This is a genomic window from Sulfitobacter sp. S223 (assembly GCF_025143825.1).
GTDB lineage: Bacteria > Pseudomonadota > Alphaproteobacteria > Rhodobacterales > Rhodobacteraceae > Sulfitobacter.
In genome coordinates this window covers 3,568,478-3,588,591 of the sequence record NZ_CP083560.1, presented here as the reverse complement: position 1 = coordinate 3,588,591, position 20,114 = coordinate 3,568,478, and the positions used below count along the sequence as shown (strand labels likewise).

Here is a 20,114-nt window from a genome sequence, read left to right as displayed (position 1 = left end):
AGCTATATGCAGCTACAAAACTATCTATGCCTTTCAAGAGTGACAGGAATGTGATGCTGATGCGGCAATGGCAAGGTATTGACGTGCCCTTGTCGTGCCAAACGGTAAAGCAAGCTATGGCTTGATATCGAAGTGCAGATTCAGGTGGTTTGTATTGCCGACCCGCATGTATTCTATTTTCCGTGCTAGCGAATGGATCATATACCAACCAAAGCCGCCTTCTGGTATATTGGACATGTCAACATCCAGTTTAGGCGCAGGCCCAGTGGGCACCGCCCCGTTCGGCATCGGTTTGCCCTGATCAATGATCGTAAGGTGCAAGACACCTGTCTTGTAGTCACCTCTGATTTCGATCTGCGTCTTTCGCGTTACTCTCGGCAGAGCGTGTTCAATCGTATTGTTCAGTGCTTCGGCAAGAACAAGTTCGACAGAGCTTGCTGCGTCTCTTGGAAGGCCCAGAGGGGCCAGCCGTAACATAGCCTGCGCAATCCCGTCGCGCACGGCGTCCTGTGATTCCGCAATTGCGATAGAGAAGGGGTGGAAATTGTGCTGCTCAGCCACGGCATGGGCCCGGTCGCGGTGGGGTCATGCCCTCATCTCCGCCAAGGCTTCTTCGACCGTGGAAAAGACGCCAAAGACGCTATCCATTCTTGTCAGGCGGAACACCTTTTCAACGGTCGTGGTCAGCCCTGCCAGAATTAGTCGCCTGTCCGGCCCCAAATTCTTCATTGCTGCGACAATCGCGCCTAGGCCGCTAGAATCGATAAATTGAACATGATTGAGATCAAGAAGCACCGGTTCTGTGCCCTCTTCGGTGATCTGGCGCATGCGATCTTTGAACGCCAACGCCACGGAAGCATCTATGCGCTGTTCCTGAACAGTGACAATCTGCAGTCCTGGTTCTTTTGAGCTGGTAAGTTCCATGATATATTCCTGCAAACATTGCGTGCGACCCCTTCCTAGAACCTAATCGCTAAGAAGTAGTAAGCACCCACGGAAAAGGAGAATAAATATGCGCAAAGTGGTGATAGCAGGTGCATCACGCACACCAATGGGCGGCTTTCAGGGCGCCTTTGCGGATATGACGGCGTCTCAACTGGGCGGTGCGGCTATCCGCGCTGCTCTGGATGGTGCCGGTCCTGCCGTGGTGGAAGAAGTGCTGATGGGGTGCGTCCTGCCCGCTGGTCAAGGGCAAGCGCCTGCGCGTCAGGCAGGGTTTGCGGCCGGTCTGGGTGAAGAAGTTCCTGCCACAACACTTAACAAAATGTGCGGCAGTGGCATGAAAGCGGCGATGATCGGCTACGATCAGATCGCATTGGGCCACACGGAAGTCATGGTTGCCGGTGGCATGGAAAGCATGACAAACGCGCCGTACGTCTTGCCCAAAATGCGCGGCGGCGCGCGGCTGGGTCATGCCGCTGTGATTGACCACATGTTTCTGGACGGTTTGGAAGATGCCTATGACAAAGGCCGCTTGATGGGCACCTTTGCAGAAGACTGTGCAGAGACTTATCAGTTCACACGTCAGGTGCAGGACGATTATGCGCTCGCATCGCTAAGCCGCGCGCTCGAAGCGCAGGAAAGCGGCGCCTTTGCCGATGAAATTAGCCCCGTCAGTGTGGTGTCCCGCAAGGGCACGGTTACTTTGGATGCAGACGAGCAACCCAAAACCGCGCGTCCGGAAAAAATCCCGCAACTAAAGCCTGCGTTCCGCGAAGGCGGTACTGTTACGGCCGCCAATTCGTCTTCTATCTCTGATGGGGCGGCCGCCATTGTGCTTGCGTCCGAAGAGGCAGCGAAGGCTCAGGGCCTATCGGTCAGAGCATATGTGATCGGGCACGCGAGCCACGCCCAAGCACCGGGCCTTTTCGCAACTGCCCCCGTTCCTGCCGCGCAAAAGCTGCTTGAGCGGATCGGCTGGAAGAAAGAGGACGTAGACCTGTGGGAAGTGAACGAGGCTTTTGCCGTTGTTCCGCTGGCATTCATGCATGAAATGGGGCTGGACCATGACAAGGTAAATGTGAACGGCGGTGCATGTGCGCTTGGCCATCCCATCGGTGCTTCTGGCGCCCGGATCATGGTGACCTTGCTGAACGCACTGGAAAAACGCGGGCTCAAACGCGGTGTTGCTGCTATTTGCATTGGCGGCGGAGAAGGCACCGCGATCGCGATAGAACGGGTCTGAACCCGAACGGACCAATACGCGCAGTTTTGATTAACAACTCAGGGCGGCCTCTGGCCGCCTTTCAACAGATGAAGTGCCCCTATGACACTGGACTATGACACGCTTGCCAAAACCATTGCTTCTCTGACTGAAGGGGAGGACGATGCCGTGGCGCTAATGGCAACCGTTGCTTGTGAAGTGCATCATAGTGACGAAAGGTTCGACTGGACCGGCTTCTACCGTGTCACTGCACCTGAGATGCTTAAGATCGGCCCCTATCAGGGCGGTCATGGATGCCTTGTGATCCCTTTTTCGCGAGGGGTTTGTGGTGCGGCTGCACGCACCGGTGAAGTGCAACTTGTGCCAGATGTTGACGCGTTCCCGGGGCATATCGCCTGTGCCAGTTCCACTAGGTCCGAGTTGGTCCTTCCGGTATTCGGAGCGGGGGGGGAACTGCTGGGTGTTTTCGATATCGACAGCAACCAGCCGGATGCCTTTACGGCGGCTGATGCAGAAGCGCTCACAAAAATTCTGAAAGAAACTTTCAATCTCGTGAAATAATACTGGATTTTTTCACGAAGTCTTGACAGGATTTTGTCAGTCACGCCGCGTTCACGAAACCTGGGTGGCTTTCAGCTGCGTTCTTGTCAGGGAAACCATGCATCACGAACTGCCTCAAATGTCCCACACGCTTGGCGCTGACTTGCGCGCTTTGCGGCGGGCGCGCGGGTTGACGTTGGCGCAAACTGCGCAGGCTTTGGGGCGCTCGGTAGGGTGGCTGAGCCAAGTCGAGCGTGACAAATCCGATCCCTCTATCACTGACCTTAGACAGATCGCTGCCCATTTCGATGTGCCTGTCTCTATCCTGTTCCGGCATGAATCAGCACCGGCAGCGGAGGCTGGGTATATTGTGCGCGCCTCCGCGCGCAGGCCCATCGGTTCCTCAGTGGCGGGGTTGGTTGAAGAGTTGCTGTCACCAGACCTTACAGACGACTTTGAGGTCGTCCATTCGACTTTCCAACCGCACAGCCGAATCAAAGAACCCGTCAGCCGCCCAACACAAGAAGTTGGTTACGTGATTTCAGGCGCGCTTGAGATCGAGATTGATGGAACTGCGCATATGCTGTGCGCCGGCGACAGCTTTCGCATTCGCGGAGAGTCGTTTCGGTGGGCCAACCCAACGCCAGACCCCGCTGTGGCGATCTGGGTCATCGCCCCGCCGGTGTATTGAGATGAGCTTTGAAGCATGGACAATCTTTGCCCTGTTCTGGGTCGTATTCGTTACCACGCCAGGGCCTAACGCATCTAATTGCATCAACAATGGCATGGTGCTGGGCATGCGAAGGGCAATGGTCGGTGTCGCCGCAATCCTGACGCAGGCGACGCTGTTTCTCTTGCTTTCGGCATTGGGTGTTACCGCGCTCATTGCAGCCTCCCCCACAGCGTTCACGGCCGCAAAGCTGCTTGGCGCTGGTGTGCTGATCTATCTTGGTGTCAGAGGTTGGGTTCAAGCGAACAAACCGGTCAGGATGGAAGCGCGCCCTGCAGGGTCGATTTATCTGCGGGCGCTGGCAATCGCGACCATCAATCCCAAAAGTGTGGCTGGCTATCTCGCTGCGTTTTCGCAGTTCGTGCAGCCGGATGTTCCGATCTGGGGGCAGATGCTGGTCATCATGCCTACAGCATTGGTTCTCACGACACTCAGCTACACAGGGTTTACGGCCCTTGGGGCAGGGTTGGGCCGCGCCGCGCTTGGTGCTGTGTTTAATATCTGGGTGCGCCGCGTAATGGCGGCCTGTTTTATCATCTACGGCTTGCTGCTGGGCAGCGCCGCGACACCCGGGAGGGGATGATGCTCAAAGGATCCTGCCAGTGTGGTGCTATCAAATTCACAGCCGAACGCCCCGCGCGCGATCCCGCAGCCTGCCACTGCACACAGTGTCGCAAACAATCGGGTCACCACTGGGCATCAGTGCAAGTCATGGATGACGCATTGGACATTACGGGCGCACCCACATGGTATGCCTCTAGCGCCAAAGCGAAGCGCGGATTTTGTCCCACATGCGGGTGTTTCCTGTTCTGGAAAGGGGCAGAAGACCCGGATACCGGCATCGCGCTGGGGGCGCTTGATGGCCCCACGGGACTGCGTCTCAACCGGCACATATTTACCGAAGACAAAGGCGACTATTACGAAATTTTGGACGATGTCCGCCAAGAGGAGCAAGAAACATGAGCGATTTCCCAAATACTGCGCGCGTGGTCATTATTGGTGGCGGCGTCGTTGGCACGTCCACGCTTTACCATCTGGCCAAAGCAGGCTGGAAAGACTGTTTGTTGCTGGAAAAGAACGAGCTGACTGCCGGCTCCACTTGGCACGCGGCGGGAAACTGCCCCAACTTTTCATCCAGCTGGGCAGTGATGAACATGCAGCGCTACGGCCTTGAGATGTACCGCACGCTGGGTCAGGACGTCGACTATCCTATGAACTACCATGTCACCGGATCATTGCGGCTCGCGCATAGTAAAGAGCGGATGATGGAATTCGAACGCGTCGCATCCATGGGGGCCTATCAGGGCTTGGATATGGGGATGCTTACCCCCGCCGAACTGAAAGAATACAACCCGTTTATGGAGGTTCACGACCTTCAGGGCGGCATGTGGGATCCACTGGACGGCGATATTGATCCCGCACAGCTGACTCAGGCGATGGCGAAAGGCGCCCGCGATGCGGGCGGGCGGATTGAGCGGTTCTGCCCAGTTACAGGCATCGACCGTGATGGTGACGAATGGATCATCAAGACTGATAAGGGTGAGATACGCGCGCAATACGTTGTCAACTGCGCGGGCTATTACGCCCAACGTGTGGGGGAGATGTTCAAGCCCTTTGGCGGACGCACAGTTCCAATGGTCGTCATGTCCCACCAATACTTTTTGACTGAACCGATAGCAGAGCTGGAGGCATGGACCAAAGAAGTCGGCCACAAGATGCCGTTGGTGCGCGACGTGGATATCTCTTACTATCTGCGGCAGGATAAGAACGGTCTGAACCTTGGCCCGTACGAGCGGAACTGCAAGGCGCATTGGGTCACGCCGGAAGACCCGATGCCCGAGGATTTCTCTTTCCAACTATATCCCGATGATCTGGAACGGCTGGAGTTCTATATCGAAGATGCCATGGCGCGTGTGCCGATCCTTGGCACCGCAGGTGTGGGTCGCAATATCAACGGCCCAATTCCATACGCCCCCGACGGGTTGCCCATGGTTGGTCCTATGCCGGGCGTTAAAAACGCGTTTGAAGGCCATAGCTTTACCTTCGGGATCGCGCAGGGCGGCGGTGCGGGTAAGGTGCTGAGCGAATGGATCATGCACGGTCAGACGGAGCTGGACATGTGGGCCGTCGATCCGCGCCGCTATACAGGTTTTGCCGATCATGATTATTGCCTGTCCAAAGCGCTGGAGACCTATGGCCACGAATACGCCATGCACTTTCCGCATCATGCGTGGCCCGCAGGACGCAACAAGAAACTGTCGCCGGTCCACACAAAGGTGCAGGAGCTTGGCGGTCAGATGGGCGCCTACAACGGATGGGAGCGAGCCAACTGGTTTGCCAAGCCGGGCGACGATACCTCGGAAGAATCGACGCAAACGTGGGACCGTGAAGGCCCATGGTCGCTACGTGTCCGCGAAGAGGTCGAAGCCGTCCGCGACGGGGTTGGGGTGCTGGACCTGCCGGGGTTCTCGCGGTTCAACTTGGCTGGCGAAGGTGCCGCAGAGTATTTGCGCGGCATGATCGCCGGTGGTCTGCCGAAAATCGGGCGCATGAACCTTGCCTACTTTCCCGACAATCGCGGCCGCATCCTGACTGAGATGTCAATCATGCGCCATGGTGAGGACAGCTTTACCCTGATTACTGCCGCCACGGCCCAGTGGCATGATTTTGACGTGTTAAACACGGGGTTGCCCGAAGGCCTGAACCTGACCGATCATACAGACGCATATTCCACCTTAATTGTTAGCGGACCTAAATCACGGTTGCTGTTTGAACAGATTGAAACCGAAGCTGATCTAAGCGCCTCATGGCTTTCTATCCAACCGGCAAAGATTGGTAATATAAGCTGCGCCCTTGCACGGGTGTCATTTGCGGGTGAGTTGGGGTGGGAAATTCACGCGGCAAACGCCGATATCCCAAATCTATACGCTGCCGTATTGTCCGCGGGTGCCAAGCCCTTCGGGATGTACGCCCTGAATTCGATGCGGATCGAGAAGGGCTATCGAGCTTGGAAAGGTGATCTCTCTACCGATTACACCTTGCTGGAAGCCGGGCTAGAGCGTTGGCTCAAGCTCGACAAGCCGCAAGACTTCCCCGGTAAAGCCGCTCTTGCTGCGCAGAAACAGCAGGGTATGAAAAAGCGCTTTGTGACGATGCTTGTTGAAGCAGGCGATCAGGACGCACCCTATATGTCCACGGTTTATCATGGTGAGGACGTCGTCGGTGAAACCACATCTGGCGACTGGGGGTACCGGATTGGCAAATCGGTCGCGCTGGGCACAATTCGCGCTGACCTAGCGGTGGCAGGAACAGAGTTGGAGATCAACATTTTCGGGCGTATGTGCAGGGCAACTGTACAACCGGATCAACCCCTGTGGGATCCTGAGAATGAAAGACTCAAAGCATGACAAACATCACCCTTCTGGATGGCTCTATCGGTCAGGAATTGGTTAAGCGTGGCAGTGGCCCTGCGACACCGCTTTGGTCAACCAGTGTAATGATAGAGCAGCCCGAGCTGGTGGAGCAAGTGCACAATGACTACTTCGCAGCCGGTGCAAGCGTTGCCACGACCAATACCTATCCCGTTCACCGCAACCGGCTAGAGCGGGTCGGTCTTGCCGCACAACAGGCAGCATTGATCAGGACCGCCGTGGATCAGGCGGTTGCTGCCCGCGATGCGCATGGTAGCGGCCGCGTTGCAGGTGCGTTGGGACCCATGCTGGCCAGCTTTCGCCCCGATTTGATGCCTGATGTCGGAATAGCCAAGGAACGTTTTGCCGAAAAGATTAAGATGATGGGTGACGGGGTGGACATCATTCTGGCGGAAACAGTCAGCTCCCTTCAAGAGTCTGAGGGTATTTTCCAAGGTTATGAGGCCTCTGGGAGCAATAAGCCGCTATGGATTTCGTTTTCCGTCGATGACGAAGACGGGACCAAGCTTCGTTCAGGTGAGCCGCTGATGATCGTGAGCCAGATGATGGCCCACTACAAGCCCGAAGCTGTGCTGCTTAATTGTTCAATGCCCGAAGCGATCACACAGGGTTTGCCGATCCTCACGGATTGCGGCGTCCCTTTCGGAGCCTATGCGAATGGCTTCACCATGATCACGGATGACTTCAAAAAGGACGCTGCTACGGTTGATGCGCTAAGCGCGCGTTCGGATCTGACACCCCAGAGGTATGCCGATCAGGTAATGGAATGGGTTGGTGCAGGGGCCACTATCGTCGGTGGCTGTTGTGAAGTCGGTCCCGAACATATCGCCGAAATCGCCCACCGCCTGCGCGATGCAGGCCATACAATCGTCTAGAAAGGTTTGCCCATGGCCGCTGTTCCCTCTCACGCGCGTGTCGTTATCATCGGGGGTGGCGTCATTGGCTGCTCTGTCGCCTACCACCTGACCAAATTGGGTTGGAAAGACGTGGTGTTGCTGGAACGCAAGCAGCTTACCTCTGGTACCACGTGGCATGCAGCAGGGCTGATTGCTCAATTGCGGGCAACAGCAAACATGACCAAGCTCGCGAAATACAGCCAAGAGCTTTATGGCAATCTGGAAGAAGAGACGGGCGTTGCAACCGGCTTTAAGCGCTGCGGATCGATCACGGTGGCCCTGACAGACGAGCGGCGCGAAGAAATATTCCGACAGGCCGCAATGGCCCGTGCATTTGGCGTTGATGTTGAAGAGATATCGTCGGCAGAGGTAAAGGAACGCTATGCGCATCTGAATATCGAGGGCGTTACAGGCGGTGTCTATCTGGACAAGGACGGCCAGGGCGATCCAGCCAATATCGCACTAGCGCTGGCAAAAGGCGCACGCCAACGCGGCGGTTTGGTTCTGGAACGCACGGCTGTTACAGGGATCAAACGGGAAGGCCGCCGCGTTACTGGTGTGGATTGGCAGCAAGGAGATGAGACAGGCCATATCACGGCCGATATGGTCGTCAACTGCGCTGGTATGTGGGGCCACGCCGTTGGCAAAATGGCCGGTGTGAACGTGCCGCTGCATGCGTGCGAGCATTTCTACATCGTGTCTGAGCCGATTGAGGGGCTTTCTCAGATGCCGGTCCTGCGGGTGCCGGATGAATGTGCCTACTATAAGGAAGATGCAGGTAAGATTCTTCTCGGCGCCTTTGAACCGAACGCAAAGCCGTGGGCGATGAAAGGCATTCCCGAAGACTTTGAATTTGATCAGCTGCCAGAAGATTTCGACCACTTTGAGCCAATCCTTGAAGCTGCAGTCAACAGGATGCCCATGCTGGCTGAAGCCGGTATTCACACGTTCTTTAACGGTCCCGAAAGCTTCACCCCCGACGACGCCTACCACCTTGGTCTTGCGCCCGAGATGGATAATGTCTGGGTGGCTGCGGGCTTTAACTCGATCGGGATTCAATCTGCCGGTGGTGCAGGCATGGCGTTGAGCCAATGGATGGATTCAGGTGATAAGCCATTTGATTTGGGCGATGTCGACATTTCCCGGATGCAGCCGTTTCAAGGCAACAAGACCTACCTGTTCGAGCGTTCCAAAGAAACGCTTGGCCTGCTTTATGCGGACCACTTCCCTTACCGTCAGAAAGCAACCGCGCGGGGCGTGCGCCGTACGCCGTTCCATGCGCATCTGCTGGAACGCGGCGCGGTAATGGGAGAGCTTGCTGGATGGGAGCGGGCCAATTGGTACGCGCGCGAAGGTCAGGAACGCGAGTATCGTTACAGCTGGCAGCGCCAGAACTTCTTTGAAAATGTGGCAGAGGAACATCGGGCCGTGCGCGAGAATGTCGGCATGTATGACATGTCGTCTTTTGGTAAAATCCGGGTCGAGGGGCGCGATGCGACCGCTTTCCTGAATTACATTGGTGGCGGTGACTACGCCGTGCCTGTGGGTAAAATCGTCTATACGCAGTTTCTTAATCGTTATGGGGGAATCGAAGCCGATGTAACTGTCACCCGCCTGTCAGAGACGGCTTATCTGGTTGTCACCCCTGCTGCGACAAGGTTGGCGGACGAGACATGGATGCGCCGCCATGTGGGGGACTTCAACGTGGTGATCACCGATGTCACCGCCGGCGAAGGCGTTCTGGCCGTGATGGGCCCCCGCGCGCGTGATCTGCTGCAAGCAGTCTCTCCGAATGATTTCAGCAATGCGACGAACCCTTTCGGCACCGCGCAAGAGATCGAAATAGGTATGGGGCTCGCCCGTGTGCACCGCGTGACCTATGTGGGCGAACTTGGTTGGGAAATTTACGTCAGTGCCGATCAGTCCGCTCATGTATTCGAGACGCTCGCGCAGGCGGGGGAGGATTTTGACCTCAAGATGTGTGGTATGCATATGATGGACACCTGCCGGATCGAAAAGGGCTTCCGCCATTTCGGACATGACATCACATCTGAAGATCACGTGCTGGAAGCTGGCCTTGGCTTTGCTGTCAAAACTGCCAAACCTGACTTTGTCGGGCGCGATGCTGTGCTGAAGAAAAAAGAGAGCGGTCTAAGCAAACGGCTTTTGCAGTTCAAACTGACCGACCCAGAACCGCTGCTGTACCACAATGAACCTGTCTTGCGGGATGGTGAAATCGTGGGCTACCTCAGCTCTGGTGCATATGGGCATAGTTTGGGTGGTGCGATCGGTATGGGGTATGTCCCCTGCAAGGGCGAAACCGCAACGGATGTACTGGCATCTTCTTACGAGATCGATGTGATGGGAACGAAGGTGCGGGCGCAGGCCTCGCTTAAGCCGATGTACGATCCCGCGTCCGAACGCGTTAAGGTGTAATGGGTACAATCTAGCTCTTTTGATCTGTAGCAGCATGTCCTACGCCTGCGGGCGTAGGAGACCGATATGCGCAATGCTGACACCGCCCCAAAATCCCAGAACCAGGACACGCCGCAGGGGCTTTTGTTTGCTGGCGGCGCATATGTCCTTTGGGGGTTCTTGCCGCTTTATATGAAGCTGCTGAGCCATGTGCCGGTCGCCGAAGTTATCGCACACCGGATCATCTGGTCCGTACCGATTGCCTCACTTGTGCTGATTGTGCTGGGCCGTACAGCCACATTGCGCGAAGCGTTCCGCAATCCGCGCATGTTGGCGATGGGCTGTGTAACAGCTGCATTGATCACACTTAATTGGGGGTTCTACGTCTATGCGGTGGTTACAGACCGCGCGCTGGATGCCGCTATTGGTTATTATATTAATCCGTTATTCAGCGTATTTCTGGCCGCTGTGCTGCTTGGTGAAAAGCTGGACCGCGCGCAATTGGTTGCTGTGGCGATTGCCGGTGTGGCAGTGCTGGTGCTGGTGTTCGATGCAGAGCGTATGCCGTGGCTGGCATTTGGCATGATGCTGACGTGGGGGTTCTATGCGCTGGCCAAAAAGAGTCTGCCGATAGGTCCTAATCAGGGCTTTCTGATGGAGGTTCTGATCCTTTCACCGCCGGCATTGGGGTATGTAATTTATGCACAGGCAACAGGCAGCACACATTTCCTGAACGGTAACAGCAATGACACTTGGTTGCTTTTGGGATGCGGTGTTGCCACTGCTGTGCCGCTGCTTTTTTACGCCAATGGGGCTAAGCTGTTGCGGCTTTCGACCATCGGTGTCCTGCAATACATAGCCCCTACGATGATACTTCTGAATGCGGTGTTCATCTTTGGAGAACCGTTCGGTCGCGCGCGGGCAATTGCGCTGCCTCTGATCTGGCTTGCGCTTATTATCTACACGATTTCTATGGTGCGTCAGATGCGGGCCAAGCGCGTTTGACAGACACGCAGCCTGCACCTCCCGTGGTTGCATAAGGCAACGGCAGGTGCAGATTTTGCATCGATATCAGGTCAATGCTGACTTATGTTTGAGGAATGTTGGGTCTTTTGACACCCGCTCATTCATTGCGGCGCGCAGCGCGCCAATGGTTTTGTATGGGCGCATCACAACCTCAAAGGTCTGCATCAAACCATCTGCATTCAAGGTGATCAGATCGACGCCAACACAGTCAAACCCGTCGACTTTGCACTGAAATTCCAGTGCCCAATCATTGTCAGACCCCATGACACGGCGATATTCGAAGTCGGTGAAAACCTCGTTCACATGGCCCAGCACAGCGGCTACAGCATCGCGGCCATTCCATGTCGCCCAATAAGTTGGTGGCTGGAACTTTACGTCCTCAGCCATCAAGGTCGGCACGATATCATGGTCTTTTGCGAGCACGGCGTCGTGAAATTTCTGAATTGTCGGATGCATTTTCTTCCTCCCGTTTTAATGAAGGTTGGCACGGCACGGGTTGAAAACCAATCGCGCACATGGGACTGAGGCAGTCATGGACGCAACGTATTCTCCCCCGACTGATCCGCTGGACGTGCTGCACCTCGATCATGAGGTTCTATTGGTTGATAAGCCTGCGGGTCTGCTTTCTGTTCCAGGCAAGGGGCCGCATCTTGCTGATTGTCTGCTTGCACGGGTGCAGGCCGCTTTTCCCGACGCGCTGTTGGTGCATAGGCTAGACAGGGACACATCCGGCGTGATGATCTTTGCCCTCACGCCTCATGCGCAGCGGCATCTGGGGCTACAGTTCGAAAAGAGGATGACGAAGAAAACCTATGTCGCCCGAGTTTGGGGCGTGCCGACAGAAAAGACCGGCACCGTTGATCTGCCGCTTATCGTTGACTGGCCCAATAGGCCGCGTCAGATGGTCTGCCATGAGACTGGTAAATCAGCGCAAACCGATTGGCGGGTGATCAAGGATGAAGGCACCACAGCACGCGTCCGTCTTACGCCGCATACTGGCCGCAGCCATCAGTTACGTGTGCATATGCTGAGCCTCGGGCACCCGATCCTTGGCGATCCATTCTATTCCGAAGGCCCTGCGCGTGATTTCCCGCGTCTAATGCTGCATTCAGAAGAATTGCGTTTCAAGCACCCCGATGGTGGCCAGTCGAGCAAGGTCCGCAGCAAGGCGCCGTTCTAGATCGTCGTCGACAGAATAGAAAAAGGGCCGCCCATAGGCAGCCCTTTCCCGAAAATCAGCTGAGCGCTTATTCAGCAGCCCAACCTGACACAGCTTTTACCTCAAGGAACTCTTCTAGTCCGAAAACACCGCCTTCGCGGCCGTTGCCGGACTGTTTGTAGCCCCCGAATGGTGAGCCTTGGGCAAAGCCCTGGCCGTTGGTCTCTACCATGCCTGAACGCAAACGGCGCGCTACACGGCGGCGTGTTTCTACATCGCTGGACTGGATGTAGTTTGTAAGGCCATATGGCGTATCGTTAGCGATTGCGATCGCTTCTTCTTCTGTCTCGAACGGGATGATCGACAGGACCGGGCCGAAAACCTCTTCGCGCGCGATGGTCATATCGTTGGTGACATCTGCAAAGACTGTTGGCTTAACATAGTAACCGCGGTTCAAACCGTCAGGGCGGCCAAGGCCACCGGCGGTCAGGCGTGCTTCGCTCATGCCTTTTTCGATCAGGCCCTGAATCTTGTTGTATTGCGCCTCAGAGACGACAGGGCCGATGTGTTTGCCTTCCTCTGATGCCGGACCTACGTGGGTGTTCGTCGCTACTTCGGACGCGCTTGCCACGGCTTCGTCATAGCGGGACTTGTGTACCAGCATCCGCGTCGGGGCATTGCACGATTGGCCTGAATTGCGGAAGCAGCGGATCGCGCCTTGCTTGGCCGCTTTGGGGTCGGCGTCTTCAAAGATGATGTTGGCACCTTTGCCGCCCAGCTCGAGGCTGACGCGCTTGAGCGTATCTGCCGCAGCTTTCGAGATCGCGATGCCCGCGCGGGTGGAGCCTGTAAAGCTGACCATGTCGACATCAGGATGCGCAGAAAGCTGGCTGCCTACGCCGGGGCCGTCGCCGTTGACCAGGTTGAACACGCCGGCAGGGAAGCCTGCTTCGTCGACGAATTCTGCAAACAGCAGGCCGGACAGCGGCGCGATTTCGGACGGTTTCAAAACCACAGTACAGCCGGTGGCAAGCGCTGGAATCACCTTGAGAATGATCTGGTTCATTGGCCAGTTCCATGGCGTGATCAGCGCGCAAACGCCGATAGGCTCCAGCAGGGTTTTTTCGGACGAGGTGAAATCACGCTCGAACGAGAAATCTTCAAAGGCTTTCAGGAAGCCGTCGATGTGCCAGCTGCCTGCACCGACCTGCTGTTGACGGCTGAGGAGAATCGGTGCGCCCATTTCCATGGACATGGCTTGTGCCATTTCTTCCTGACGCGCGTCATAGATTTCGGCCAGCTTGCGGATCAGCGCGGTACGCTCTTCCTTGGATGTCTGCGACCAGCTGTCGAAAGCGGCGCGAGCAGCGGAAACAGCCGCGTTTGTATCGGCTTCGCCCCCAAGAGAGATCACCGCACACTGCTCTTCAGTGGATGGATCAATTACGGCAAAGTCGTTTGCTGCGGCGGGTGCTACCCATGCGCCATTGATATAAAAGTTGCGTTTCTCCAGCATTGGTTATGCTCCTGATTTATGATTTGCGTCACTGTGTCACTGCAGGTGCCTGCCTGCAAGATGGCTATGGAAGTCACTGTATGAATGATTAAGTAATGACGTATTGAAATTTAAAGGAGAGAACTGAAATGAGTTTGCGCATTAATGATACGATCCCCGATCTGACGGTTGAGACCGATCAAGGTACTGTAACACTGCATGAGTTTGTCGGTGACCACTGGGCAATCCTGTTCTCTCATCCGAAGGACTTCACCCCCGTTTGTACGACCGAATTTGGTGCCGTGGCACAGCTGGCTGATGAATGGGCAAAGCGCGATACAAAAGTCCTGGGCATTTCGGTAGATGGTGTTGAAGACCATAAGAAATGGAAAACAGATATTGAGAAAGTCGGCGGCGCAAAAGCGGGCTTCCCGATTGTGGCCGATACAGATCTGTCGCTTTCCAAGGCGTTTGATATGCTGCCTGCCGAAGCATATTTGCCTGACGGTCGCACCCCTGCTGACAGTGCAACAGTGCGGTCTGTGTTCATCATTGGCCCGGACAAGAAACTCAAGCTGTCGATGACCTACCCGATGACTGTGGGCCGCAATTTTGCCGAAGTTCTGCGCGCACTAGACGGGCTCCAGACATCTGCGGGTCAAGGCGTCGCAACGCCTGCCAACTGGAACGTGGGCGATGATGTGATCATCCCGACAAGCGTTTCTGACGCAGATGCAAAAGCGAAATATGGTGAGTTCAAAACAGTGCTGCCATACCTGCGCACGACCAAATTGTCCGATTAAGTATCTGACCTTGTGTGGTCCTCGCGGTTTTCGCGAGGGCCGACAGGAATTTCGACGGGCAGATACTTTCCCATAAGGTGCTTAAGTCCAGTGAGGAGTTCGGCCCGAATATCGGGGTCGATTTCGTCGAGGCTCTGAATGCATCCGAAAACACAGGACACTTCAAAGAAACCTTCAGTAGCTTTTTTCGTACGCGCGAGGCTGCTTGGTTTTATATAGGCGGTCTTCGGGGCTGGTCCTAGCTCTCCGTGCGCCACCAGATGATTGGTGAGGGAAACAGGGTTGTACTGCTCTACCGAGCGAAAGCGGTGCCTGACCTGGCGGGCAAGCACTTCGGGATGGCTTTCGTGAAACTCGGCTTGGGCGTCACGCAACTGAGGGTGCGGCCAGTGTCCGACGTGAATGAAGTCTCCGGTTTCTCCAGTTTCAATCGCTCCGCGTTCTTGTGAAATGCGATAGGATGGCCGCGCGTTTGGCGTGCGGCCGGTAATACCGCGTAAAAATCGCCGTAACTTTATTCGAAACCGCTTGTGATCGGGTTTGAAGCGCTCTCCGCGGATCACCGGCGTGTTCCCGTCAAAAAAGTAATCTTCCGTGAGCGGTTGCAGGACCATGAAATCGTCATTCATATAGATGTAGCGATTGGACAGACCCGGGATACGCCATAGCGCAGCCTCGATTGTAAGGGAGTTGAATGTCGGCAGTGCATCCGCGCAGTCACCCAAGATTACCTTATGGTCAACGACCTTGATCTTATCCGCTGAGCAAAGACCGGCCGCTGCAAAGTTTTGAAGTTGCGACGGTACCTGCGCGTCCGTGACAATCCAGATAGTCCGAACGAACGGCAAGTTCTTAAGGACCGAAGCGACCGCAAAATAAATCTCGCCAGACGAATCGAATCGCGTGGTGCTTGTCGCTTCCGTGTGCGCGGACCCGCTGCGGTATTTTTGCATTTTTGCACGGTGCGCGGGGTCGCTGCCGTCTACCCAAGTGAGCACGACATCAACGGCATCTTTGACTGTTTCAGAGTGCGACATGTGCGGCGTTCCGTCTGAACATTAAAATTCAGCTGAATGATTTTTTGATCATAATAACCAGGTAATGCAATAGGCGTTCAGATTATTGCAAACATCCTATCTGAGCCAGTTATGAACTGAACCAGAATTGCATGGGAATACTATAGTGAGTTTGGTGCTTCCGCCCGTCAGTGCAATACCACGCGGGTTCCGATTGGCACACGGTTGTACAGGTCGATCACATGCTCGTTGATCATCCGTACGCAGCCGTTAGAGACACGGGCTGCCACGCTTTGCGGCTTCGGCGTGCCGTGGATGCGCAGATATGTGTCGCGGCTCCCACTATATAAATAGAGCGCGCGCGCGCCGAGCGGGTTCATCCCGCCGCCTTTCATACCACCAGCGTGCTGTGCATAGATGTGCGGCTCACGACGAATCATCGCTGCGGTAGGGGTCCAGCTGGGCCATTCTGCTTTGCGACGGATATGAAACGTACCGGATTTGTAGCGGTCAGCGGTCCCGATCCCGACTGCGTAGCGGATCCCTTTCCCGTCGGGCAAAGTCCAGTAAAGCGCAAAATTACCCGGATCTACGTGGATCTCATGGGGTTTGAATTCGTCTTTAATGTCTACGATGCGGGGCTGGAGATGGTCAGGCACCTGATAGGGGCCCGCTGCCGCAAAAGCGGGTGGCGTGATTAACGCGGCTGCGCCGGTAAAAAGAAGCGTTCGGCGATCGAAAAGCGACATGGCAGTGTCTCCGGAAAATTAACTGATTCTACAAACCAACGCTAAGCTAGCGTAAAAGTTGCATAAATCAGAGTCCGGTTTCCCTGATCAGCCAAGAGCGAATTGACCTGTAGCACATCAGACATTTTGCAAGCGCCTGAAATACAGCGAAAGTTGTTAAATCCCCGATGAGATGCGCGGACTTCGTGCGTTTAAGTCTCGACCGTTCATTTTCTGGGTGTGTGAGGTCAATGGAAAAGAGCGGTCATGTTGCCTGCGGGTTATCCATGCCAATCAATTATTGCATTCTCGATGCTGCTTTTACGTGGTCAACATGACCCCGGAAACACAAAGGCCCCGGCGTTTCCACCGGGGCCTTCGAAATAACAAAGCTCTAAGCGTTACGCTTCGGGAGCCTTCTCTTCTTTGATCTCTTCGCCAGTTTCCTGATCGACCACTTTCATGGACAAACGAACCTTGCCGCGATCGTCAAAGCCCAGAAGCTTCACTTTCACTTCCTGACCTTCCTTCAGAACGTCTGAAGGGTGGTTCAGGCGACGGTTTTCGATCTGGGAGACGTGGACCAGACCATCGCGCTTGCCGAAGAAGTTCACGAATGCGCCGAAATCGACGATCTTCACAACGGTACCAGTATAAACGGCACCTTCTTCAGGCTCGGCCACAATGGACCAGATCATGTCGTAGGCTTTCTTGATCGAGTCGGCGTTTGGTGACGCAATCTTGATGATGCCTTCGTCGTTGATGTCGACTTTGGCGCCGGACACTTCAACGATTTCACGGATGACTTTACCGCCAGAACCGATGACTTCGCGGATTTTATCCGTTGGCACTTGCATCGTTTCGATGCGTGGTGCGTGCACGGAGAATTCCTGCGCGCCGGAGATCGCCTTGCCCATCTCGCCCAGAATGTGCAAACGGCCTGCCTTGGCCTGAGCCAATGCTTTTTCCATGATCTCGGGCGTGATGCCTGCGATCTTGATGTCCATCTGCAAGGACGTGATACCTGCTTCTGTGCCGGCTACTTTAAAGTCCATATCGCCAAGGTGGTCTTCGTCACCAAGAATGTCCGACAGGATTGCGTATTCGCCATTTTCCTCAAGGATCAGACCCATCGCAACACCCGCAACGGCGGATTTGAGCGGAACGCCCGCGTCCATCATCGACAAGGAGCCACCGCAAACGGATGCCATTGAGGACGAACCGTTGGATTCAGTGATCTCGGATACGACACGGATCGTGTACGGGAAATCTGTCGCGGCAGGCAGAACGGCCTGAAGGGCGCGCCATGCAAGTTTACCGTGACCGATTTCGCGGCGGCCTGGAGGGCCCACGCGACCCACTTCGCCAACCGAGTAGGGAGGGAAGTTATAGTGCAGCAGGAAGTTGGATTTGAAGTTGCCGTGCAGCGCGTCGATGAACTGCTCGTCGTCTCCGGTACCCAGAGTGGTAACAACAAGACCCTGAGTCTCGCCACGTGTGAACAGCGCGGAGCCGTGGGTACGTGGCAGGATGCCAGTTTGCGATACGATATCGCGGATCTCGTCTGTTTTGCGGCCATCGATACGCGTGCCGGTTTTCACAACGTCACCGCGCAGGATGGAGGCTTCAAGACCTTTCAGAGCCGAACCAAGGTTCGCATCTGCCAGTTGCTCTTCTGTCAGAGCAGCCTTGACGGTTTCGCGTGCTGCGGCAACAGCAGCGGTGCGCTCTTGCTTGTCACGGATCGCGAATGCAGCGCGCATTTCTTTCTCGCCTGCTTTTTTAACAGCAGCAGACAGATCAGAGTAATCGACAGGCTGGAAATCAAACGGCTCTTTAGCCGCTGTTTCTGCCAGATCGATGATCAGGTCGATGACTGGCTGAATGTGATCATGCGCAAACTTAACCGCACCCAGCATTTCTTCTTCCGACAGCTCGTACGCTTCTGATTCAACCATCATCACGGCGTCTTTTGTGCCGGCAACCACCAGATCAAGGCGCTGATCAGGATTGTTCTTCAGATCCTGCATGTCGTCGATTTCTGGGTTCAGGATGTATTCACCATCCGTGAAGCCAACGCGGCAAGCTGCAATCGGACCCATGAAAGGGGCGCCGGAAATAGTCAGCGCTGCGGAAGCCGCAATCATCGCAACCATGTCTGGGTCGTTGACCAGATCGTGGGACAGAACCGTACACATCACCAGCACTTCGTTTTTGAAGCCGGGGACAAACAGAGGGCGGATTGGACGGTCGATCAGGCGGGATGTCAGCGTCTCTTTTTCGGTAGGACGCGCTTCGCGCTTGAAGAAGCCACCAGGGATTTTACCGGCGGCATAGTATTTTTCGTTGTAGTGTACGGTCAGCGGGAAAAAGTCCTGACCCGGCTTTTGTGCCCGTGCGAATGTGACGTTCGCCATCACGGATGTCTCGCCATATGTGGCGATGACAGAACCGTCGGCCTGACGCGCAACTTTCCCTGTTTCGAGTGTGAGCGTCTCTTCGCCCCACTGCATGCTTTTCTTAACTTCGTTAAACATCATCGTTTCCTTGTTGGCCCATTGGCCATTGCATAGAGGGCGTATTCCCTCTGACCCCTATATCTTGCTTTGGCTGCCGACGGGGTCTGTGCGACTGCTTTCAGATGAGTGGGCTGTACATGAGATTGGGGGCGATGGGAAGGGAGGGGTGTTTGGGGTACGCGTTTGGCACGTCGATGTCCGCTAAGCGGGAAAAGTGAGCATTCGCTGCGGTCGCGCCAATTTTGGCTTGGACCAACTCGAGCAAGAACCGGGGAACCCGATGATGTCCGCTTGATAAGGAAAAACCTCAACGGCTTGCGCGTCGTGCAAAAAACCGCTCTTTACCTCTGTACTCATCCTGGAAACATGAAAGCACAAAATGACGCAAATTGTTTCGTTTGCCGGATCAGGCTCTGACTTGGGTGCTCTGCATTGCGCCATGCTTGACGCGTTTTCCGACTATATCGTTCCGTTACAACCAGAGGCAGACACGTTCAAAGCGGCGTTGAGCGCGAGAAATTTTGATCCCGAGGCCTCCTTTGTCGCTCTCGAAGATGATGACGTCATCGGGTTTTGGAACGTCGCAACGCGGGGTACCAAACGGTATCTGATTGGCAGCGGAACTCGGATTGGCCACAGAGGCCGGGGATTGGCGTCCCGTTTGGGCATGGCGGCGATACATGCGGCGGAGAATGTCGGAATCGAGAGCTTTTGGCTCGAGGTCATCAAGGGAAACATAGACGCTGAACGTCTCTATCGGAAGCTGGGATTTGATGTGACCAGAAAGCTCGACTGTTATCAGCTTGATCATCCATCTCCTGATCAGTCCTCATGCAAACTGTCGGATTTTGATACCGTTGCGAATGTCATCCAGAGGTATTCGACGTGGGAGCCATCTTGGCAAAACGCTACGGAATCCCATTACGGCTCACAGCTGACGTCCTTCCTACATGAAAAAGGTGGAGCGATCATCGGCGCAGGTGGCCTAGTGCATCAGATTGCCGCCAGCGAACCCTCGGCTTTGGAAGACCTCCTCGCTGCGGCAGCCACAGTCGGCTCGCTGACATTGGTCAATGTCGATTCGGCTGACAACGCCTTGTGTTCTCTTGTGCAGAAGCTTGGGGCGCATCGCTTCATCGTTCAGTCTGAAATGCGCCTGTCGTTGCCAAACGTCTCCTAGCGGTCGTTCGAG

Annotated in this window: 19 protein-coding genes; 12 read left to right on the top strand and 7 right to left on the bottom strand. The window is 55.4% G+C overall.

The genetic code is table 11. From position 1 onward, the window contains the following. Nucleotides 1-114: 114 nt before the first annotated feature. Nucleotides 115-561, bottom strand: coding sequence for an ATP-binding protein (locus K3757_RS17095; RefSeq protein ID WP_259997470.1), 447 nt, complete (start codon nucleotides 559-561; stop codon nucleotides 115-117). Between the two features lie 24 nt (nucleotides 562-585). After that, entirely contained in the window at nucleotides 586-924 is a 339-nt protein-coding gene (locus tag K3757_RS17090; RefSeq protein ID WP_259997468.1) for an STAS domain-containing protein, read from the bottom strand. Nucleotides 925-1,012: 88 nt separating this feature from the next. On the opposite strand from K3757_RS17090, the gene K3757_RS17085 reads away from it, so the two are divergent. The 9 genes from K3757_RS17085 to rarD all read left to right on the top strand — a co-directional run bounded on the left by K3757_RS17085 (nucleotide 1,013) and on the right by rarD (nucleotide 11,181). After that, nucleotides 1,013-2,185, top strand: coding sequence for an acetyl-CoA C-acyltransferase (locus K3757_RS17085; protein ID WP_259997466.1), 1,173 nt, complete (start codon nucleotides 1,013-1,015; stop codon nucleotides 2,183-2,185). An 81-nt stretch (nucleotides 2,186-2,266) separates the two neighbouring features. Continuing rightward, the gene (locus tag K3757_RS17080) at nucleotides 2,267-2,725 is read left to right on the top strand and encodes a GAF domain-containing protein (protein WP_259997464.1); all 459 of its coding nucleotides are present in this window, start codon (nucleotides 2,267-2,269) and stop codon (nucleotides 2,723-2,725) included. A 97-nt stretch (nucleotides 2,726-2,822) separates the two neighbouring features. After that, complete coding sequence (locus K3757_RS17075; RefSeq protein ID WP_259997462.1) at nucleotides 2,823-3,395, top strand: helix-turn-helix domain-containing protein; 573 nt, start codon at nucleotides 2,823-2,825, stop codon at nucleotides 3,393-3,395. A gap of 1 nt (nucleotide 3,396) precedes the next feature. Next, nucleotides 3,397-4,017, top strand: coding sequence for a LysE family translocator (locus K3757_RS17070; RefSeq protein ID WP_259997460.1), 621 nt, complete (start codon nucleotides 3,397-3,399; stop codon nucleotides 4,015-4,017). After that, nucleotides 4,017-4,397: a GFA family protein gene (locus tag K3757_RS17065; RefSeq protein ID WP_259997458.1), complete on the top strand. Its 381-nt coding sequence runs from the start codon at nucleotides 4,017-4,019 to the stop codon at nucleotides 4,395-4,397. The genes K3757_RS17070 and K3757_RS17065 overlap by 1 nt, the downstream gene beginning before the upstream one ends. After that, on the top strand, nucleotides 4,394-6,841 hold the full coding sequence (locus K3757_RS17060; RefSeq protein WP_259997455.1) for an FAD-dependent oxidoreductase: 2,448 nt from the start codon (nucleotides 4,394-4,396) through the stop codon (nucleotides 6,839-6,841). Before K3757_RS17065 ends, K3757_RS17060 begins: the two co-directional genes overlap by 4 nt. Next, the gene (locus K3757_RS17055) at nucleotides 6,838-7,740 is read left to right on the top strand and encodes a homocysteine S-methyltransferase family protein (RefSeq protein ID WP_259997453.1); all 903 of its coding nucleotides are present in this window, start codon (nucleotides 6,838-6,840) and stop codon (nucleotides 7,738-7,740) included. Before K3757_RS17060 ends, K3757_RS17055 begins: the two co-directional genes overlap by 4 nt. Nucleotides 7,741-7,752: 12 nt before the next feature. Next, nucleotides 7,753-10,197 (top strand): FAD-dependent oxidoreductase, encoded by a 2,445-nt coding sequence (locus tag K3757_RS17050; RefSeq protein WP_259997451.1) that lies wholly within the window; start codon nucleotides 7,753-7,755, stop codon nucleotides 10,195-10,197. 66 nt (nucleotides 10,198-10,263) lie between these two features. Next, a complete protein-coding gene (gene rarD / locus K3757_RS17045; RefSeq protein WP_259997449.1) occupies nucleotides 10,264-11,181 on the top strand; it encodes an EamA family transporter RarD in 918 nt (305 codons plus the stop codon). Nucleotides 11,182-11,247: 66 nt separating this feature from the next. On the opposite strand, the gene K3757_RS17040 is transcribed toward rarD, so the two are convergent. Continuing rightward, nucleotides 11,248-11,658, bottom strand: a complete 411-nt coding sequence (locus K3757_RS17040) for a nuclear transport factor 2 family protein (protein ID WP_259997389.1) — start codon at nucleotides 11,656-11,658, stop codon at nucleotides 11,248-11,250. Nucleotides 11,659-11,734: 76 nt separating this feature from the next. Here K3757_RS17040 and K3757_RS17035 point away from each other — a divergent pair, with 76 nt between their 5' ends. Continuing rightward, nucleotides 11,735-12,382 (top strand): pseudouridine synthase, encoded by a 648-nt coding sequence (locus K3757_RS17035; protein ID WP_259997387.1) that lies wholly within the window; start codon nucleotides 11,735-11,737, stop codon nucleotides 12,380-12,382. 67 nt (nucleotides 12,383-12,449) lie between these two features. Here the strand turns inward: K3757_RS17035 and K3757_RS17030 are convergent, their stop codons facing one another. Continuing rightward, a complete protein-coding gene (locus K3757_RS17030) occupies nucleotides 12,450-13,877 on the bottom strand; it encodes an aldehyde dehydrogenase family protein (protein WP_259997385.1) in 1,428 nt (475 codons plus the stop codon). A gap of 128 nt (nucleotides 13,878-14,005) precedes the next feature. Here K3757_RS17030 and K3757_RS17025 point away from each other — a divergent pair, with 128 nt between their 5' ends. Continuing rightward, a complete protein-coding gene (locus K3757_RS17025; protein WP_259997383.1) occupies nucleotides 14,006-14,659 on the top strand; it encodes a peroxiredoxin in 654 nt (217 codons plus the stop codon). On the opposite strand, the gene K3757_RS17020 is transcribed toward K3757_RS17025, so the two are convergent. The 3 genes from K3757_RS17020 to pnp form a co-directional block, all read right to left on the bottom strand. After that, a complete protein-coding gene (locus tag K3757_RS17020) occupies nucleotides 14,656-15,696 on the bottom strand; it encodes a Stealth CR1 domain-containing protein (RefSeq protein ID WP_259997380.1) in 1,041 nt (346 codons plus the stop codon). The two genes, K3757_RS17025 and K3757_RS17020, sit on opposite strands and share 4 nt — an antisense overlap. 167 nt (nucleotides 15,697-15,863) lie before the next feature. Next, entirely contained in the window at nucleotides 15,864-16,424 is a 561-nt protein-coding gene (locus K3757_RS17015; RefSeq protein ID WP_259997378.1) for a L,D-transpeptidase, read from the bottom strand. Between the two features lie 380 nt (nucleotides 16,425-16,804). Then, a complete protein-coding gene (gene pnp, locus K3757_RS17010) occupies nucleotides 16,805-18,940 on the bottom strand; it encodes a polyribonucleotide nucleotidyltransferase (RefSeq protein WP_259997376.1) in 2,136 nt (711 codons plus the stop codon). Between the two features lie 361 nt (nucleotides 18,941-19,301). Here pnp and K3757_RS17005 point away from each other — a divergent pair, with 361 nt between their 5' ends. After that, entirely contained in the window at nucleotides 19,302-20,102 is an 801-nt protein-coding gene (locus tag K3757_RS17005) for a GNAT family N-acetyltransferase (RefSeq protein WP_259997374.1), read from the top strand. The last annotated feature ends 12 nt before the right edge of the window (nucleotides 20,103-20,114 follow it).

Excerpts from the sequence above, each read along its gene's own strand:
- K3757_RS17090 (WP_259997468.1), bottom strand. The coding sequence starts at position 924 with ATGGAACTTACCAGCTCAAAAGAACCAGGACTGCAGATTGTCACTGTT.
- K3757_RS17085 (WP_259997466.1), top strand. The coding sequence starts at position 1,013 with ATGCGCAAAGTGGTGATAGCAGGTGCATCACGCACACCAATGGGCGGC.
- K3757_RS17080 (WP_259997464.1), top strand. The coding sequence starts at position 2,267 with ATGACACTGGACTATGACACGCTTGCCAAAACCATTGCTTCTCTGACT.
- K3757_RS17075 (WP_259997462.1), top strand. The coding sequence starts at position 2,823 with ATGCATCACGAACTGCCTCAAATGTCCCACACGCTTGGCGCTGACTTG.
- K3757_RS17070 (WP_259997460.1), top strand. The coding sequence starts at position 3,397 with ATGAGCTTTGAAGCATGGACAATCTTTGCCCTGTTCTGGGTCGTATTC.
- K3757_RS17065 (WP_259997458.1), top strand. The coding sequence starts at position 4,017 with ATGCTCAAAGGATCCTGCCAGTGTGGTGCTATCAAATTCACAGCCGAA.
- K3757_RS17060 (WP_259997455.1), top strand. The coding sequence starts at position 4,394 with ATGAGCGATTTCCCAAATACTGCGCGCGTGGTCATTATTGGTGGCGGC.
- K3757_RS17055 (WP_259997453.1), top strand. The coding sequence starts at position 6,838 with ATGACAAACATCACCCTTCTGGATGGCTCTATCGGTCAGGAATTGGTT.
- K3757_RS17050 (WP_259997451.1), top strand. The coding sequence starts at position 7,753 with ATGGCCGCTGTTCCCTCTCACGCGCGTGTCGTTATCATCGGGGGTGGC.
- rarD (WP_259997449.1), top strand. The coding sequence starts at position 10,264 with ATGCGCAATGCTGACACCGCCCCAAAATCCCAGAACCAGGACACGCCG.
- K3757_RS17040 (WP_259997389.1), bottom strand. The coding sequence starts at position 11,658 with ATGCATCCGACAATTCAGAAATTTCACGACGCCGTGCTCGCAAAAGAC.
- K3757_RS17035 (WP_259997387.1), top strand. The coding sequence starts at position 11,735 with ATGGACGCAACGTATTCTCCCCCGACTGATCCGCTGGACGTGCTGCAC.
- K3757_RS17030 (WP_259997385.1), bottom strand. The coding sequence starts at position 13,877 with ATGCTGGAGAAACGCAACTTTTATATCAATGGCGCATGGGTAGCACCC.
- K3757_RS17025 (WP_259997383.1), top strand. The coding sequence starts at position 14,006 with ATGAGTTTGCGCATTAATGATACGATCCCCGATCTGACGGTTGAGACC.
- K3757_RS17020 (WP_259997380.1), bottom strand. The coding sequence starts at position 15,696 with ATGTCGCACTCTGAAACAGTCAAAGATGCCGTTGATGTCGTGCTCACT.
- K3757_RS17015 (WP_259997378.1), bottom strand. The coding sequence starts at position 16,424 with ATGTCGCTTTTCGATCGCCGAACGCTTCTTTTTACCGGCGCAGCCGCG.
- pnp (WP_259997376.1), bottom strand. The coding sequence starts at position 18,940 with ATGTTTAACGAAGTTAAGAAAAGCATGCAGTGGGGCGAAGAGACGCTC.
- K3757_RS17005 (WP_259997374.1), top strand. The coding sequence starts at position 19,302 with ATGACGCAAATTGTTTCGTTTGCCGGATCAGGCTCTGACTTGGGTGCT.